The organism is Streptomyces sp. NPDC056738 (genome assembly GCF_042790435.1).
GTDB lineage: Bacteria > Actinomycetota > Actinomycetes > Streptomycetales > Streptomycetaceae > Streptomyces.
The window spans coordinates 584,115-601,285 of the sequence record NZ_JBHTZF010000002.1 but is presented as its reverse complement, the minus strand read 5'-3'; the positions used below and the strand labels follow the sequence as shown (position 1 = coordinate 601,285).

The 17,171-nt window shown below is 71.4% G+C and carries 13 protein-coding genes; 6 read left to right on the top strand and 7 right to left on the bottom strand.

Features of this window, described 5'->3' with window-relative positions:
* Positions 1-14: 14 nt before the first annotated feature.
* The gene (locus tag ACFRIC_RS06390) at positions 15-1,436 is read right to left on the bottom strand and encodes a lipase family protein (RefSeq protein WP_382780234.1); all 1,422 of its coding nucleotides are present in this window, start codon (positions 1,434-1,436) and stop codon (positions 15-17) included.
* 447 nt (positions 1,437-1,883) lie between these two features.
* Between ACFRIC_RS06390 and ACFRIC_RS06385 the strand changes: the two genes are divergently transcribed.
* Both ACFRIC_RS06385 and ACFRIC_RS06380 read left to right on the top strand, forming a co-directional pair.
* On the top strand, positions 1,884-2,522 hold the full coding sequence (locus ACFRIC_RS06385; protein WP_382780231.1) for a TetR/AcrR family transcriptional regulator: 639 nt from the start codon (positions 1,884-1,886) through the stop codon (positions 2,520-2,522).
* Positions 2,523-2,709: 187 nt separating this feature from the next.
* The gene (locus ACFRIC_RS06380) at positions 2,710-3,921 is read left to right on the top strand and encodes a carbohydrate-binding protein (RefSeq protein ID WP_382780228.1); all 1,212 of its coding nucleotides are present in this window, start codon (positions 2,710-2,712) and stop codon (positions 3,919-3,921) included.
* A gap of 204 nt (positions 3,922-4,125) precedes the next feature.
* Here the strand turns inward: ACFRIC_RS06380 and ACFRIC_RS06375 are convergent, their stop codons facing one another.
* The gene (locus ACFRIC_RS06375; RefSeq protein WP_382780225.1) at positions 4,126-4,497 is read right to left on the bottom strand and encodes a DUF1330 domain-containing protein; all 372 of its coding nucleotides are present in this window, start codon (positions 4,495-4,497) and stop codon (positions 4,126-4,128) included.
* A 323-nt stretch (positions 4,498-4,820) separates the two neighbouring features.
* Between ACFRIC_RS06375 and ACFRIC_RS06370 the strand changes: the two genes are divergently transcribed.
* Both ACFRIC_RS06370 and ACFRIC_RS06365 read left to right on the top strand, forming a co-directional pair.
* The gene (locus ACFRIC_RS06370) at positions 4,821-8,903 is read left to right on the top strand and encodes a discoidin domain-containing protein (protein WP_382780222.1); all 4,083 of its coding nucleotides are present in this window, start codon (positions 4,821-4,823) and stop codon (positions 8,901-8,903) included.
* A gap of 182 nt (positions 8,904-9,085) precedes the next feature.
* Positions 9,086-9,907: a maleylpyruvate isomerase family mycothiol-dependent enzyme gene (locus ACFRIC_RS06365; RefSeq protein WP_382780219.1), complete on the top strand. Its 822-nt coding sequence runs from the start codon at positions 9,086-9,088 to the stop codon at positions 9,905-9,907.
* A 33-nt stretch (positions 9,908-9,940) separates the two neighbouring features.
* Here ACFRIC_RS06365 and ACFRIC_RS06360 read toward each other — a convergent pair whose 3' ends face one another.
* The 3 genes from ACFRIC_RS06360 to ACFRIC_RS06350 form a co-directional block, all read right to left on the bottom strand.
* The gene (locus ACFRIC_RS06360) at positions 9,941-12,175 is read right to left on the bottom strand and encodes a glycoside hydrolase family 15 protein (RefSeq protein WP_382780217.1); all 2,235 of its coding nucleotides are present in this window, start codon (positions 12,173-12,175) and stop codon (positions 9,941-9,943) included.
* Between the two features lie 85 nt (positions 12,176-12,260).
* On the bottom strand, positions 12,261-12,785 hold the full coding sequence (locus tag ACFRIC_RS06355; RefSeq protein ID WP_382780215.1) for a hypothetical protein: 525 nt from the start codon (positions 12,783-12,785) through the stop codon (positions 12,261-12,263).
* Between the two features lie 211 nt (positions 12,786-12,996).
* Entirely contained in the window at positions 12,997-13,437 is a 441-nt protein-coding gene (locus ACFRIC_RS06350; RefSeq protein ID WP_382780212.1) for an ATP-binding protein, read from the bottom strand.
* Positions 13,438-13,843: 406 nt separating this feature from the next.
* Between ACFRIC_RS06350 and ACFRIC_RS06345 the strand changes: the two genes are divergently transcribed.
* Entirely contained in the window at positions 13,844-14,572 is a 729-nt protein-coding gene (locus ACFRIC_RS06345; RefSeq protein WP_382780209.1) for a hypothetical protein, read from the top strand.
* A gap of 262 nt (positions 14,573-14,834) precedes the next feature.
* Here ACFRIC_RS06345 and ACFRIC_RS06340 read toward each other — a convergent pair whose 3' ends face one another.
* The gene (locus tag ACFRIC_RS06340; protein WP_382780206.1) at positions 14,835-15,326 is read right to left on the bottom strand and encodes an FBP domain-containing protein; all 492 of its coding nucleotides are present in this window, start codon (positions 15,324-15,326) and stop codon (positions 14,835-14,837) included.
* Positions 15,327-15,409: 83 nt separating this feature from the next.
* On the opposite strand from ACFRIC_RS06340, the gene ACFRIC_RS06335 reads away from it, so the two are divergent.
* Positions 15,410-15,979, top strand: a complete 570-nt coding sequence (locus ACFRIC_RS06335; RefSeq protein ID WP_382780203.1) for a TetR/AcrR family transcriptional regulator — start codon at positions 15,410-15,412, stop codon at positions 15,977-15,979.
* 266 nt (positions 15,980-16,245) lie between these two features.
* Here ACFRIC_RS06335 and ACFRIC_RS06330 read toward each other — a convergent pair whose 3' ends face one another.
* Positions 16,246-16,986 carry a flavodoxin family protein gene (locus tag ACFRIC_RS06330; protein WP_382780199.1) on the bottom strand — a complete coding sequence of 247 codons (741 nt, stop codon included), beginning with the start codon at positions 16,984-16,986 and terminating at the stop codon, positions 16,246-16,248.
* Between the last annotated feature and the right edge of the window lie 185 nt (positions 16,987-17,171).

Sequence of the window (17,171 nt, the reverse complement as noted above, 5' to 3'; positions counted from 1 at the left end):
GCCCGTGCCGGGGGTCAGGGCTGGAGGGGCATCGTCCAGCAGTTGGAGGAGGCGCGCCTGCCGGAGAGACGGTCGGTCAGCCAGGAGATGGCGTCGCCCTGGTCGGTGATGAGGGGTGCGACGTGGTTGAGGAGCAGCCCGTCGCCGAGGTTCGGCAGGACGATGGCGTCGTAGGTGACGTCGGCGCCCTTGCGGCACCAGTCGACGGCGAGTTGACGTGCCTGGGCGTGCGGCACGATGTCGTCCTGGACTCCGGTGACCAGGCGTACCGGACTGGTCGGCTTCAGGTTGCCGATGCGCTGGTCGGCGAGGGTGGCCTGCAGGGCCGGTGTGCTCGCCACGAGTTGGCTGACGGACTTGCCGTCGGTCGTCCAGGAGGTGCTCTTCTTGAACGCGTAGCCGAGGATGGCGTCTCCGACGCACATCGTGGAGAGGTCCTTGAGCGCGGCCTTCCCCGCGGCGTTGATGTGGGCGTCGGCGAAGTCCTTGAGTGCGGGGTCGGACTGCAGGAAGCCGTTGAGGGACCAGCCCAGTGCGCCGGCGAGGGCGCTGCCGTCGATGCCCTTGATCACCTCGGTGAGGTCGGCGGGCGGTGCGCCGGAGTAGGTGCCGGCCAGGGTGATGTCCGGGGCGTAGGTGGGCTGGAGTTCGGCCGCCGACGCGCTGGCGCCGCCGCCCTGGCTGTAGCCGAAGAGGCCGACGGGCGAGGCGGCGGCGACCGAGGCGCCGGTGAGCCCGCGGGCGGCGCGGACGGCGTCGAGCAGGGCGTGTCCGCCGTCGAGCCGGTCGACGTAGGTGTGGAGCCGGTCGGTCGCGCCGAGCCCGACGTAGTCGGTGACGACCACCGCGACGCCCTTGGCCAGGAGCCGGTAGATCGCGAGGTCCTCGTAACCGACCGAGACCGTCTCACCGTTGAAGGTGATGGGGTGTTCGAGGCCCATGGAGGCCGCGCACTGGTCGCCCTGCCCCATGGTGCCGGGTGCCACGGCCACCAGGGGGCGGGCGCCGCCGCCCTTCCAGGCGGCCGAGGGCTCGATGTAGGCGCCGGTCACGGCGACGGGCTGCCCGTTGGAGTCGGTCGACTTGTACATCAGGCGGGTCGCGGTGCCGGGGAGCGGACCGTCGAGACCGGGCAGGCTGAGCGCGAGGGGAAGGGGTTCGCTGCGGATCAGCGCGCCGTCGGCCGCGGGAAGGTTCGCGGGCGGGGTGTAGAACGCGGGGATGGTCACGCCCCGGGACACCACCGTGTCCCCGTCGGCGGCCGCCGCGGGGAGCGCCTGGACGCTCAGGCAGGCGAGGACCGCGAGGGCGGTGGCGAGGAGGCGTCCGCGGTTGCGCGCGGCGGGTCCGGGGCGGCCGGAGGGCAGGGCCCGCTCCGCGCGCGGGCGTCGGCCGGCCACCAGTTGCGGCCGAGGGGTGCTGTGGGGTCGTTGCATGCGGCTCACTCCCTGCTTCGTCAAGACGTGGGGGTCGTGCGGGCGGCCGACGGCGTCAATGGCGTGACGCCGGTTCGGGCTGGGGGTGCCGACCGGCCGCCACCGCTGGACCGGCGGTGGCGGTGACGGGTCGGTGAGGGGGGAAAGGCGGCGCCCGGACGTGGACTTGGGCAGGACGGGACCACGCCCAGCCGCGTCGCGGAGGTGGACAGGACGAACGGGCCGCCCGCGCGCCGTCGGCCGGGCGGCGCGTGGTGCGGCAACGCTCCTGTCGCTGCTCACGGAAGGGACGGACACCGAAGTCCCGTTCGGTGCCCGCTAGTTACTCCCGAGTCACATCAGGAGAGTAGGAGCGGATGTCACTCAGTGACAAGATGTCTGCGCGCGTCAGTTCTGCGCGGCTCGCTATGCTGCTCCGGTCGATGAGACAGGGGTGGTGGGGCGACGGTGCGCGAAGCGGCACCCGCAGACCGGACCACGACGGCCGCGCGGCCGTCACTGGGCGAGCGACGCAAGGAGGCTCTCCGGCTGGACATAGCCCGTGAGGCCGTGCGCCTGTTCGTCTCACAGGGCGTCACGAGCACCACGGGGGACCAGATCGCGGAGGCGGTGGGCGTCTCGACCCGCACGCTGTGGCGCCATTTCCCCACCAAGGAGAGCTGCGTACGCCCGCTGCTCACGGCGGGCCTCGACGCCGCCACGGACCAACTGCGGCACTGGCCGCCCGAGACGGGCCTGCTGGACTTCCTCACCCGCTCCTGCCGCCGCGGGACGCTGCCGTCCGCCGACCCCGCGGTGCTCGACCTGATCCGGATGACCCCCACCGAGCCCGCACTGCGCGCCGTCTGGCTCCAGGCCCACGACGACGCGCTGCCCGTCCTCACCGAAGCCCTCGCCCGGCGTTCCGGCAGGAGCGCGGACGATCTGCGGGTGAAGGTGCACGCGGCCACCGTCAACGGCGCCCTGCGCGCGGCCGCGGAGGACTTCGCCGTACGTTTCGCCGACGCGGCGCACGCCTCGGAGGAGGACCTCGCCGCGTGCCTGCACGCCGCCCTCCACGCGGCCTCGGAGGGCCTGCCGTACTGACGCCGACAACGGCGCTTCGGGACAGGTCAGTTGGAGAGGGAGGCCGAGGGTGCGCGGCGTGGGTGCGGCGCCCGGGTAAAGAATTCACCTGGTCTAGTCCAAAGCCTCATTTGGTCTAGTCCAACATATTGACGTGATCGCGACACAGCCCGGAAGCTGAAGCCTCCCCCACCCCTCTGGAGGCACAGTGAGACGTCTTCGCGCATGTCTGGGCGCGGCGGCCGCCGTGAGCCTGGCCGCGGTCGGCACGACCGCTCTCGTCGCGGGCAGCGCCTCGGGCGCGACCACCGCGCTCAGCAACCGGTGGTACGCCGCCGCCCCCTATCTGATGCCGCTGGACAACGACCCGCCGGACGCGGGCGCCATCATGGACGCGACCGGCCTCAAGGCCTTCCAGCTCGCGTTCATCCTCGCCCCCAACGGTGGTGGCTGCACGCCCACGTGGGACGGAACGGCGGCGGTCTCCTCGGACACCGCCGTGCAGTCGGTCATCAACACCATCCGCGCCAAGGGCGGCGACGTCTCCGTCTCGATCGGCGGTTACGGCGGCACCAAGCTCGGCCAGGCCTGCTCGGACCCGGCCGCCACCGCCGCCGCGTACCAGCAGGTCGTCACCAAGTACGGACTGCACGCGATCGACTTCGACCTCGAGGAGCCGGAGTACGAGAACACGGCGGCCGTCAGGAACGAGATCGGCGCCGCCAAGATCCTCCAGCAGAACAACCCGGGCCTGTACGTGTCCGTCACCACGGCCGGAACGGCCGACGGAACCGGCTGGTTCGGCAAGCAGATGCTACTGGAGGCGAAGTCGCAGGGGTTCACCCCGAACAACTTCTCCATCATGCCCTTCGACGGCGGCTTCAACGGCGCCGCGTCCCAGACCAGCGCGCTCGCCAACTTCAACACGATCCTCCAGTCGACCTTCGGCTGGGACCAGGCGACCGCGTACGCCCACGAGGGCTTCTCGGGCATGAACGGCCGCAGTGACACCGGCGAGTACTTCTCCCAGGCCGACTTCCAGACGGTGCTGGACTTCGCCACCGGCCACAACATGGACCGCTTCACCTTCTGGTCCCTGAACCGCGACCGCCAGTGCTCCCCCGCCGACAACGGCGGCCGTACGTCGGGCACTTGCTCCAGCGTGACCCAGAACTCCTGGGACTTCGCGAAGTACTCGGTGAAGTTCGCCGGCGCCACCCCGCCCACCGGCACCCCCACCCCGACGCCGACTCCCACGCCGGGAGGCGGCTGCAAGCCGGCCTGGAACGCGGCGACGGTCTACACCGCCGGCAACGAGGCCTCGTACAACCACCACAACTGGAAGGCCAAGTGGTGGACCCAGAACGAGACGCCGACCGGCGCCGACTGGGGTCCGTGGCAGGACGAGGGCGCCTGCTGACGCCCGCTCGGCTCCGGACGGCGCGCCCCCGAGAGGCGTGCCGTCCGGGGCCTTCGGCTCAAGGCCTCCCCGCCGAGCCGCACCGCTGAGGGGGATCGCGGCACCCGGCACCGGGTGCCACGATCCCCCTCGGCACGTCAGCCGACCGTTCGCGCCCGAGGGATGGGCGAAGTTCTACAGCTTCAGCCACGACCGCCCCTCCCGTCAGCCGCCCGCACCCGGCACGGGCGCGTCGGCCGCGAGCGCCTCCCGCATCAGCCGCGCCGTCGCCGTCGGGTCGTAGGCCTCGGGGACACCCGGGACCAGGACGATGTCCCCCTCGATGTGCCGCGAGCGGAGCGGGGCGATCTCCCGGTAGGCGGGCGAGTCCCACCAGGCCCGCGCCTCCGCGATCGCCGGGAAACCGATCACCACGACATGGCCCGGCCAGTCGCCCTCCACCACCTCGTGCTGCGCGGCGTGCACGAGGAACCGGCCGCCGTAGGGCGCGAAGGTGGCGCCGATCCGCTCGATGTAGTCGGCGATCTCCGGGTGCGGCGCGGCCTCCCGCAGGTGGGCGATGGCGTACGCGGTCATGTCATCCTCCGGCCGTCGGGGCTCCGTACACGGACCACCCTGCCCGCCGCGCCCAGGGGAGTCGATTACCCAGGAGGTAAGGGCCCCGCGCCTGCTCGGATCCCCGCCGAGCTCCCTGAACCGGTGTCACGACGGATCCGGAACAGCGGTCGCCGGGAGTCGACTTCGTCCGGTTCCCGCTCTTCGGCCGGAGCGCGATCGACGACGGAACCCTTGACAGGATCGATCGCGCGTCAGATCTTTGGCAACGTTGTCAATCGCCCTGACAACGTTGCCATACCCCGTGCTCGGCAAGCACCACCGTGTGATTGGACAACCCGCTGATGGCTCAGCCGAATCCTGCGCACTCCCCTTCCCGACGATCGGTCGTCTTCACCGGCTCGACCCTGCTGGCCGGATTCGGCCTGGGTACGACACTCCCGGGCACCGCCTCGGCGTCCGAGCGGCCGGGCCCTGACGGCACGCCGGCGTCCGCCGAAGAACTGGCCGTGTACCGGCCGGTGACCGTCTCCTCCACCGACTACGCCCCCACGCCGGGCGAGTTCGTGGTGGACCGCGTCCACTCCCCCGGCGTGCGCGGCACCGGATGGCGTGCCGCGGGCGGCGACCCGCAGTGGATCTCGGTGGATCTTCAGGCGGACTGCCAGGTCACCTGGATCCGGCTCACCTTCGAGGCCGACGCGGGCGACCCGGTGTTCACCCCTCCGGCGAGCGGGAACTGGGCCGACGGCACCACGGGCAGGGAGATCCTGTCGAGCTACGCGGTCGACTTCGTGGTCGAGACCTCGCGCGACCACACGTCCTGGTCGAGCGTCTACCGAACGACCGCCGGAACCGGTGGTGTCGTGGAGATCCAGCTCCCCAAGGCGACCACGGCCCGCTGGGTACGCCTGACCTCCCGCAAGCGCTCCAGTGCCAACCCGCTCGGGCTGAACGGGTTCGAGGTCTTCGGCACGGCCCCGGGGCACCGGCCCACAGCCACCGGCTGGACCGACTGGGGCACGCACGACGGCCACGCCCCCGCTCTGAAGGTGGCCGAGGACGGCACCGTACCGCTGGAGTCCGGCTGGACCCTGACCATGGACGACTGGGTCGGGGGCGACGGCGCCGCGCTGTCGCGGACCGACGTGGACACCCGGGGCTGGCTGCCCGCCACCGTGCCCGGAACAGTCCTCGCGTCCCTCGTCGACCAGGGCAAGCTGCCCGACCCTGTCGCCGGCCTGAACAATCTGCGCGTCCCGGAGGCGCTCTCCCGACACGCCTGGTGGTACAAGCGGGACTTCACGGTGCCGCGCGGCCTGCGGACCGGCGCCGGTCGCCGGGTCTGGCTCGAGTTCGACGGCATCAACCACAAGGCCGACATCTGGCTCAACGGGCACGACGTGGGCGGCCTGCTGTATCCCTTCGCCCGCTCGGCTCACGACGTCACGGACCTCCTGAAGGTGAAGGACGAGAACGCGCTGGCCGTGCGGATCACGCCGATGCCCGTCCCCGGCAGCCCCGGGGACAAGGGCCCGGCCGGTGAGGCCTGGGTCGACGCCGGAGCAGGCCAGATGAACCTCAACTCCCCGACGTACCTGGCCTCTTCGGGCTGGGACTGGATGCCCGCCGTACGTGACCGGGTGGCCGGGATCTGGAACCACGTTCGCCTGAGATCGACCGGGCACGTCGTCATCGGCGACCCGCGGGTGGACACCGTGCTGCCGGACCTGCCCGACACCTCGACCGCCGAACTGACCGTCCTCGTCCCGGTGCGCAACGCCGACAGCACCGACCACGAGGCCACCGTCACCGCCGCGTTCGGCGACGTGCGGGTCTCGAAGACCGTCACCGTCCCCGCCGGCCGGAGCGTCGACGTCGTGTTCGCCCCCGACGCCTTCAGCCGGCTGCGGCTGCGCGATCCCGAACTCTGGTGGCCCAACGGGCTCGGAGAGCCCCGACTGCACGACCTCACTCTGTCCGCCCGGGTGGACGGCACCGAGAGCGACCGGCGCACCACCCGCTTCGGCATACGCCAGTTCGGCTACGAGTACGACGTACCGCTCCCCTTCGTCGCCACCGGCGACGCCTGCACGCAGTCCCTGGACCTCGGAGCCCAGCGGGCCCGGCACGTCAGGATCAAGTGCCTGACCCGGGCCACCGATTGGGGCAGCTCGCTGTGGACCCTCTCGGTCCTCGACGGTGCACGGCCCGGCACGGACCTCGCCCTGCACGCCGACGCCACCGCCTCGTCGGTGGACGAGGACGGCCACGGAGCCGGCAACGTCACGGACGGCGACCCGGCCACCCGTTGGTCGTCGGCCTACCGGGACGACCAGTGGATCCAGGTGGACCTGGGCTCCGCCCAGTCGTTCGACCGGGTCGACCTGGTCTGGGAGAAGGCGTACGCCCGGACCTTCGTCGTGCAGGTCTCCGCCGACGGTTCCGACTGGCAGGACGCGCGAGCCGTCGACAACACCGCGGTCCCGCTGCCCTTCAACGACGGCGACGCGAGCCTCCAGGTGGAGGACTTCGAGCCGCGCACCGCTCGCTATGTGCGCATCAAATGCGGCAAGCGGAACACCAGTTGGGGCAACTCGCTGTGGTCCCTCTCGGTGCTCGACAGCGCCGAGCCCGGTACCGACCTCGCGCTACGCACGTCGGTCACCGCCTCCACCGAGGACGACGGCCACCCGGCGTCCGCCGCCACCGACGGCGACGCCGGCACTCGCTGGTCCTCGCAGTACGCGGACGACCAGTGGCTCCGGGTCGACCTCGGCGCCGCGCGACGCTTCGACCGGGTCGCCATCGTCTGGGAGGCGGCCTACCCGAAGACGTACACGATCCAGGTGTCCGACGACGGTGACGCGTGGACCGACGTCAAGTCGGTGACCAACACCCCCGAACCGCTGAAGATCAGCGTGAACGGCGTACGGGTGCTGGCCCGCGGCGGCAACTGGGGCTGGGACGAACTGCTGCGCCGGATGCCCGCCGCCCGCATGGACACGGCGGTACGCATGCACCGCGACATGAACTTCACCATGATCCGCAACTGGGTCGGCAGCATCAACCGGGAGGAGTTCTACGCCCGTTGCGACGAGCACGGAATCCTGGTGTGGAACGACTTCCCCAATGCCTGGGGCATGGACCCGCCGGACCACGACGCGTTCAACTCCACCGCGCGGGACACCGTGCTGCGCTACCGCATCCACCCGTGCGTGGTCGTCTGGTGCGGCGCCAACGAGGGCAATCCACCGGCGGCGATCGACAAGGGCATGCGCGAGGCGGTCAAACAGCAGGCGCCCGGCATCCTCTACCAGAACAACTCGGCGGGCGGGATCATCACCGGCGGCGGCCCCTACGGCTGGGTGGAGCCGGAGAAGTACTACGAGGCGTCGACGTACGGCAGTGACAGCTTCGGATTCCACACGGAAATCGGTATGCCGGTCGTCTCCACCGCGGCGAGCCTGCGGAACATGACCGGCGACGAGCCCGAGTGGCCGATCCGGGGTGCGTGGTACTACCACGACTGGAGCGAGCGCGGCAATCAGGCGCCGCAGAACTACAAGGCGGCCATCGAGGCGCGCCTCGGCACCGCGACGGACCTCGACGACTTCGCCCGCAAGGCCCAGTTCGTCAACTACGAGAACACCCGGGCCATGTTCGAGGCCTGGAACGCGAACCTGTGGGACGACGCCAGTGGCCTCATGCTGTGGATGTCCCACCCCGCCTGGCACAGCACGGTCTGGCAGACCTACGACTACGACTTTGACGTCAACGGCACCTACTACGGGGCCCGTTCGGCCTGCGAGCCCCTGCATGTGCAGGCGGACCCGAGGACGGGACAGGTCATCGCCGTCAATCACACCCGCGCCGCGGTGAAGGGGGCGAGGGTCACCGCCCGCCTCCACGACCTCTCCGGCCGGCAGCTCGGCGCCGCGCGGACGACCGACGTCGACGTCCCGGCCGCGGCCACCACCCGGGCGTTCACCCTCGCGTGGACCGACGGTCTGCCCGACCTGCACCTGCTCCGGCTGACGCTGGAGGACGCCGCGGGCCGCCCGCTGTCGCACAACACCTACTGGCGCTACCGCACCCCGGCGGCCATGAAGGCGCTCACGGAGGCCGAACGGGTCCGGCTGTCCGCCTCGGTCACCCGCCTCACCCGGACCGGGGCGCGCCACGAGATGACGGCGACCGTACGCAACCGGGGCAAGGCCGTCGCCGCGATGACCAGGCTCTCCCTCGTGGACCGCGCCACCGGGGACCGCGTCCTGCCGACGCTGTACAGCGACAACTATCTGTGGCTGCTGCCCGGCGAGTCCCGGAAGGTCACGCTGTCCTGGCCGGCCGCCGCGCTGCCCTCCGGCCGCCCCTCGCTGGAGGTGGAGGCGTACAACGGTCACCCGACGTCGGCGCATTCCTGACGCGAATGCCCGTATTGCCCCCGAAGTCCGCCCCGGCGGCGCGTTCTCGCTGCTCAGGGTCTTGTCGCCGCTCCGGTTGCCTGGTCTTCTGTACGCCCGGTGACCGGTAATCCCGTCGCCTCCCCCGGTCCGCCCGCGGCCCGGAGGAGGCGGCAGCGGCAGGAGACAGGATGGGCGACGGCGTGGACGCAGTGGCTGGGCAGGACGTGCGAAGGGGGCTGCCCGAAGGGCTGGCCACGGCGATACGCGAGACCGCCGAGGAGATCGCCGCACTGCTGCGGGCCGACGCCGACATGGCACGCCGGATCCCCGGGGCCGAGTGGAGCGTCGGCGAGGCGGCCGCGCATCTGGCGCTGGCGAACGAGCTGATGGCCGGGCTCGCGGCGGGACACGCGCGCCCCTACGGGGACGGCACACCGCAGAGTCTCGCCGGAGCCAACGAGCGGTCGCTGGAGGAGTTCGGGGAGCGGGACGCCGAGCCCCTGGCCGCGATGATCGTCGAGCACGCCGACGCCTGCGTGAAGGCGCTGGAGGACGAGACCTTCGAGGGGCCCGTGGTCAGCCCGCTCGGCTCGATGAGCCCGCCGGAGCTGGGGTCGTATCTGCTCACGCACATGCTCGGCCACGGCTACGACCTCGCCCGCGCGCTGGGACGGCCGCACATGCTCGACCGGGCCCGGGTCCGGCTGACCCTGCCGTTCATGCTCACGGCCATGCCACGGGTCACCGACCCGCGGCGCACCGCCGGGATGAACGCCCGCTACGCCATACGCCTGTGGGGCGGCGGCGAGTTCGGGGTGACCCTGACCGACGGTGTGCTGACCGTCGACGCGCAGCCGCCCGCCGGACCGGACTGCACCATCTCCATCGAACCGGTCACCTTCCTGCTGATGGGCCTCGGCCGACTGGGACAGGTGAGCCCCATCCTGCGCGGCCGCATCCTCGTCCGGGGCCGCAAGCCCTGGCTCGCGCCCCGCTTCCCGGGCCTCTTCACCGCCCCCTGAGCACGCGGCCCCGCCGGGGGCCGGCCGCGAGGGTCAGCCGAGCCTGCGGTCGAGGTTGAAGGCGGCGCTGATCAGGGCGAGGTGAGTGAAGGCCTGGGGGAAGTTGCCGCACTGTTCTCCGGTGTGGCCGATCTCCTCCGCGTAGAGGCCGAGGTGGTTGGCGTAGGTGAGCATCTTCTCGAAGGCGAGCCGGGCCTCGTCCAGGCGGCCCGCCCTGGTGAGCGCCTCGACGTACCAGAACGAGCAGATCGAGAAGGTGCCCTCCTCCCCGCTGAGGCCGTCGGGACTGGCCAGCGGGTCGTAGCGGTAGACCAGCGAGTCGGAGACCAGTTCCTCGCCCAGGGCGTCGAGGGTGGCGAGCCACTTCGGGTCGGTCGGGGAGATGAACTTCCCCAGCGGCATCATCAGCAGCGACGCGTCGAGGATGTCGCTGTCCTCCGTCTGGGTGAAGGCGTTGCGTGCCGGGGACCAGCCGCGGCTCATGATCCGCCGGTAGATCGCGTCGCGGGCCGCGCCCCAGCGGTTCAGGTCGGCCGGCAGGCCGCGGTGCCGGGCCAGTCGCATGGCACGTTCGATCGCCACCCAGCACATGACGCGGGAGTACAGGAAGTCCTTGCGGCCGCCGCGGGTCTCCCACACCCCCTCGTCCGGCTGGTCCCAGTTGTCGCACACCCAGTCGACGATCCCGCTGACGCTGTCCCAGTGCGCGCTGGAGAGGGGCTGTCCCCACTTGTCGTAGAGGTAGAGCGAGTCGATCAGGGCGCCGTAGATGTCGAGCTGGAGCTGGCCGACGGCACCGTTGCCGACGCGTACGGGGGACGACCCGCGATGGCCCTCCAGGTGGGTCAGCTCGCGTTCGGGCAGGTCACGACGCCCGTCGATGCCGTACATGATCTGCAGGGGGCCGTCCGGGCCGACGTCCGCGGGCACCTCGCACTGGACGTGCTCGCACACGAAGCACATGAACGCCTCGGCCTCGTCCTTGAAGCCGAGACGCAGCAGCGCGTACAGGCAGAACGCGGCGTCGCGGACCCACACGTAGCGGTAGTCCCAGTTGCGCTCGCCGCCGATCCGTTCGGGCAGGCTGGTGGTCGGCGCGGCGATGATGGCGCCGGTCGGGGCGTACGTGAGCAGCTTCAGGGTGAGGGCGGAGCGGTGCACCATCTCCCGCCAGCGGCCCCGGTAGCGCGACTGCGACAGCCAGCGCCGCCAGTAGCGCACGGTGGCCTCGAACTGCCGCTCGGCCTCCGTCACGGCGCAGAACCGGGGAGCCACCTCGTCGGTCACCTGGTCGAGCGCGAAGACCGCGGTCTCCCCTTCGCGCAGTTTGAACAGCGACCACACGTCGTTCCCCGCCGCCTCGATGGGCACCGTGGCCGTCAGGGCCAGCCTCAGCGCGGGTGTGGTGAAGACGGCCTGGCCGGAGTCGATGTGCACGGTGTGCGGGGTCGTCCCGTAGTCGAAGCGGGGGGCGACCCGCGCGCGGAAGGGCAGGGTTCCCCGGACGCACACCACACGGCGGATCAGGCGGTGCCGGTCGGTCTCGCGCGAGTCGTCGACGACCGGCATGAAGTCCTGGATCTCCCCGACCCCGTCGTCCGCGAAGAACCGGGTGATCAGCACGTTCGTGTCGGGGAAGTAGAACTGCTTCGTGCGCGCGGGGACGTCCGCGGCGAGTTCGAAGCAGCCGCCCTTGTCGGCGTCCAGGATCGAGGCGAAGACGCTGGGCGCGTCGAAGCGGGGGCAGCAGTACCAGTCGATGGTGCCGTCGGTGCCGACCAGGGCCGCGCTGCGCAGGTCGCCGATCAGGCCGTGGTCGGCGATCGACAGGTAGCGGGGGGTGCCCGCGCCGTACCCGGGACCGGGGGCGCCAGGTCTCCCCCCGTCCGCGCTTCCCGCGCCGTACGAGGCGCCGGACGCGCCCTGCGCAGCGCCAGCCGTGCCGATCCCGGCGCCGGACGCGTCATCCGGCGCGCCGTCCGCGCCGTATGGGGTGCCGGATGCGTCGTGTGGGCCGCTGTCATCGCCGTGCGAGGCGCCGGATGCGTCGTGCGGCCCGCTGTCATCGCCCGCCGAGGCACCGGACGCGCCGTGGGGCCCGCTGTCATCGCCCGCCGAGGCACCGGTTACGTCGTGCGGCCCGTCCCCGCTGTGCGAGGCGCCGGACGCGCTCCTTGCAGCGCCGTCCGTGCCGCACGAGGCGGTGGGTTCGCCCCGTGTCTCGGCGTCGGCGCCGACCCCGGAATTCGTGTCTGCCGTACCGGCCATACCGGCCTCCTCTGGGCCGTCACCCGAGCCTCCCCCTCCGCTCCAGGCTAACCAGTCGTCCGAGGTCCGGGGCGGTCGTGGGTCCTCAGTGCTTCAGGACGACCTTGGCGGCGACGATGATCAGTCCGAGGGCCAGGTTCACGAAGCCCTCGGCCACGACGAGCCCCCGGGAGGCGCCGGCGCGGACGGCTCCGAGGCACGCCCACATGACCTGCTGGCCCACCGCGATGCCCAGAGCGATCCACAGGCCGGTGTTCACACTCATGTCGAGGAGCGCGCTGCCGGCCACCGCGACGGCGGGCAGGGTGGCCGCCTCGACGATGGACCACTCGTGCGTGCCGATCCGGCGGACCTGGCGCAGGGACCACCGCTGGCCGACGATGCGTTCGCCGGCGATCTGCGCGTACACATGGGTCGCCCAGAAGACCAGCCCGGTGACCACCAGCAGCACGACGGCCTGGAGACGCGGGAACTCCCCCGTCGTTCCGGCCGTGGCCACGACGGAGGCGGCCAGGATCGAGCCGTAGATGGCGCCCGCGTAGTCGGTTCGGTGGCCGCCCGACCGGTCTGCGCCGTCCTCGCCCTCGGTCGGAACGCTGGAGCCGCTCACCCGTTCACGGTAGGCGGCGGGGCAGGGCCACGCCCGGCGGGTGGGCCGTCCGGGGGTGCCGGACCGGGGGGCGCCGGTCCGTAGATGAAACGGGGCTTCGGCGTTCCCCGCACGGTGTCGGACCTGCCGGGCTCCGACACCGCCTTGTCAGGCGCGTGCCGTCACCCCAGTGTCAAGTGCCGTAACCCTGTCAGGTGCCGGCTTCGCCGTGTCAGGTGCCATCCTCACCGTGCCCGGTGCCGTCTCCGCCCTGCCGGGCGCCGGCCGGGCGGAAGCACGCCGTGACCGTCTTTCCGTGGCGCTGGCACTTCATGCCCCACTCGTCGGCGAGCATCCGCACGATGCCCACCCCGCGGCCCGACACCGCTCCCGGCTCCGGGTCACGCTGGAGCGGCAGGGTGGAGTCCTCGTCGTGGACACTCACGTGCAGGCAGTCGCCGTCCCACGTGAGGACGAGATGCGCGTCGCTGTGGGCGTGGATGTGGGCGTTGGTGAGCAACTCGGAGACCGACAGCACGACGGCGTCCACCGTGTCGGGTTCCTCGGCCGTCCACGGCAGGGACTCCAGGTGCCGACGGGTCCAGCGTCGCCCGGCACTCACCCCTCCGGAGACCGGGAACGAGTGTGCCCAGCCCATCGCCTTGACCGCCATGGCCCGACCTCGCTTCCGTTCGTTCCGTCCGTGCCTCGTCGTACGGTTCGTGTACCCGCGCGGCGCCGGTACAGTCGGCACACGGCCGATGCCCCCGACACGGCGTCACCGCCCTCCGCACCTGCCCCACGGACGAGTTGGGGCCGGGGTTCATGTGCCCGCCCCGGTGCCCGCGCGGGACCGAGGGGGAGTCAATTCCGTGGTACGACCCGAACTCCCCTTTGGGGCGAACCCGCACGCGAAGGGAACAACGGGCCAACACTGTCCGTACTATCTGTAAGCCGGGGCATACGCGCCAAGCGCGGTCGCCCAGCCATGCAGCCCGGTCCGACACCAACATGCCTTGCCCCACGGCATCTTCCCGGGGTGCTCATGTGGCGACCGCGCTCCGAAGAGAGGTCCCATCGTGCCCGACACCAAGACTCCCACCGAACTGACATCGCAGTACAAGGCCCAGGTGGTCGCCGACCTGGAGCGCAACGCCAAGGACCAGGAGCGCATCGGTGCGGAAATGGAGGCGCTGCAGGAGCAGTTGAACGCCCTGCGGCACGACCACACCGTGCTCACCAACCTTCAGCAGGCGCTGGAGGCCGCGGCCGCGCCCGTCGCGCCCGCTCCCGTCGTGCCCGCCCCCGAGCCGACGGCGGCCGCCTCGGTCCCCCGCCAGAAGACCCCGGCCAAGGCAGCCGAGGGCAAGCGCGTCCGGGTCAGGAAGACCGAGAGCAAGAGGGCCGAGAGCAAGAAGGCCGAGGTCAAGAAGGCCGACAGCGGGAAGGCCACGGCGGTGCGGACGGCGGCGGCCAAGAAGGCCGCGGCCAAGGACGCCTCGACGCAGCCCACCCTCATCGAACTCATCCGCCGGTACCTCACGGAGCAGCGGGAACCCCGCTCCGCCGCGGAGGTGTCGACGGCACTGGGCCAGACGCATCCCGAGCGTCGCATCCAGACCAACGTCGTCCGGACCACCCTCGAGAACCTCGTGGCCAAGAGCCATGCCCACCGCGCCAAGCAGGGCACGTCCGTGTTCTACACGGCCGTCGAGGGCGAAGAGGCCCCGGCGCCGGCGACGGTCTCGGAACAGCCCGTTAAGGCGGAGGCCAAGGTCAAGGCGGAGGCGAAGACGGACAGCGACTGAAGCGGTCGGACCCGTTCGCCGTACGGGGCTTGCGCAGCCATGCGGCCTCGCGGGGCCCAGGGGCGTCGGTGAAGTCCGGTGTCACGGCCGCGGCGTTCGCGCCGCGGCCCGCCGCCGCACCGCGCTGTACCCGACCGCGCCACACCCCTACCGCGCTGTGCGGAACCCGGCCGCACCGCACCGTGCCGCACCACCCAGCCGTACCTCACCCCACCACGCCACACCGAACCGCACCGAACCGCACCGAACCGCACCGCACCGGTCAGGCCGTCACCTTGGCGATGAACGCCGCGAGGTTCGCCACGGTCCGCTGGATCTTCTCCTCCAGCGTCAGCGACTCGTGCAGCCGCCCTCCGACGCCCGCGTCCCTCTTCCCCCGCACATACAGCGAACAGGCGAGGTCGCTGCAGATGTAGGCGCCGACCGAGTTGCCCTGCTGCCCGGCCTTCCCCGCCTTGGGCGCGACCATCAGGGAGACGCCACCGGTGTGGGTGGTCACACACATCGAGCACATGCTGCGCCGTAGCTGCCCCACCGTCGCGCTGGGACAGCGCAGCATGAGGCCCTTCAGTCCGTCGCCCAGTTCGGCCACGACGTAGGCGCGATCGGGCGCCTGAGGGTCCCGCCAGCCGAGGTAGTCCAGGTCGTCCCAGGGCCGCTCGGCCAGGTCGCGCGGGACGGACAGACGCTTCGCCTCACCCTTGGTGCAGTTCACGAACGCGGTACGGATCTCTTGCTCGGTCAACGGCTTCATAAGACTCACGGTAATTTGCCTAAAAGCTTTAGGCAAATGCATAATCGGTTACGCCGAGGGCGAGCGCGAGGGAGAGGGAGGACATGGGCCGAGCGGGACTGAACACCGAGCGCCTGACACGGGCGGGAGCGGAGCTGGCCGACGAGGTCGGCTTCGATCAGGTGACCGTCTCGGCCCTGGCCAGGCGGTTCGACGTCAAGGTCGCGAGTCTGTACTCGCACGTGAAGAGCTCGCAGGACCTCAAGACCCGTATCGCCCTGCTCGCCCTGGACGAACTCGCGGAGCGGGGCGCCGCCGCGCTGGCCGGACGGGCCGGCCGGGACGCCCTGACCGCCTTCGCGAACGTCTACCGCGACTACGCCCGAGAACACCCCGGACGCTACGACGCCGCGCGGCTGAGGCTCGACCCCGAGACCGCGGCGGCGAGCGCGGGCGTCAAGCACGCGCGGATGATGCGGGCGATCCTGCGGGGCTACGACCTCACGGAACCGGACGAGACCCATGCGGTCCGTCTGCTGGGCAGTGTGTTCCACGGCTATGTGAGCCTGGAGTCGAGTGGAGGCTTCAGCCACAGCGCCCCCGACTCCTCCGAGAGCTGGGCCCGCATCCTGGACGCCCTCGACGCCCTCCTGAGCAACTGGCCCGCGCCCTAGGTCGGCCGCCTCAGCCACGCCCTCAGGCCACCGCACCCCTAGTCGGCCTGTGCCGGACACCGTCGACTCTGCCGATGTCCGGCACGGAACCGTCCCCCGTGCCCCCGTGCCCCGTGCCGACATCATGTGACGCGGTGCGTGACATGCGCATTGCCGGTTCCCGGCAGTGTTGCCCACGCTCTGGGTGCCGGACAGCGTCAATAGACCGTCACCGGGCGCCGCCATCGGCGCCCGGTTGCTCGACCGGCCCGCACGCGGTCCGTGACTCAGCGGTAGTCGGGGTTGGGTGCGTCCGCACGGCAGCCCGCGTCCCACAGCGAACGCTGGTTGCCGTGGGCGGGGATGCCGCCGGACCGCTTCAGCAGGGCCGCCATGTGCATCAGGTTCCAGGTCATGAACGTGGTGTTGCGATTGGTGAAGTCGTTCTCGGGACCGCCCGACCCCGGGTCGAGATAGGACGGGCCGGGTCCCGCCGGCCCGATCCAGCCGGCGTCGGCCTGTGGCGGGATGGTGTAGCCGAGGTGCTGGAGGCTGTAGAGGAGGTTCATCGCGCAGTGCTTCACGCCGTCCTCGTTGCCGGTGATCAGACAGCCGCCGACGCGGCCGTAGTACGCGTACTGGCCCGCGGAGTTGAGCAGCCCCGAGCAGCTGTAGAGCCGCTCGACCACCTGCTTGGTGACCGAGCTGTTGTCCCCGAGCCAGATCGGCCCCGCGAGGACGAGGATGTCGGCGGCCATCACCCGCTCCTGGATCGCGGGCCAGTCGTCCGTGGCGAAGCCGTGTTCGGTCATGTCCGGGTAGACGCCCGGGGCGATGTCGTGGTCGACGGCGCGCACGACCTCGGTCGTGACTCCCTGCGCCTCCATGATCGCGCTGCTCTTGTCGACCAGCCCCTCGGTGTGGCTCAGGGCGGGTGCGGGCTTGAGGGTGCAGTTGATGAACAGCGCGCGCAGGTCTTCGAAGCGGTACGCGTCGTCGGTCGCCGGGGTGGACGGTGACTCGGTCACGGATGACTCCTTCGTACGGGGCCGCGGCGGCGAGGGCCGGGAACGGGGTGACCCGGAGACCGGGTCCGACTGGTTGCCCGGGAGCAGCGTCTCGCGTGTGTCCCGGTTTGTCTTCGAACGACTCGGCGATACACCCCAGCCGCTTTCCGGGCCGCCTCCGCCCCGGACCCGTCCCTCGTCTCCGA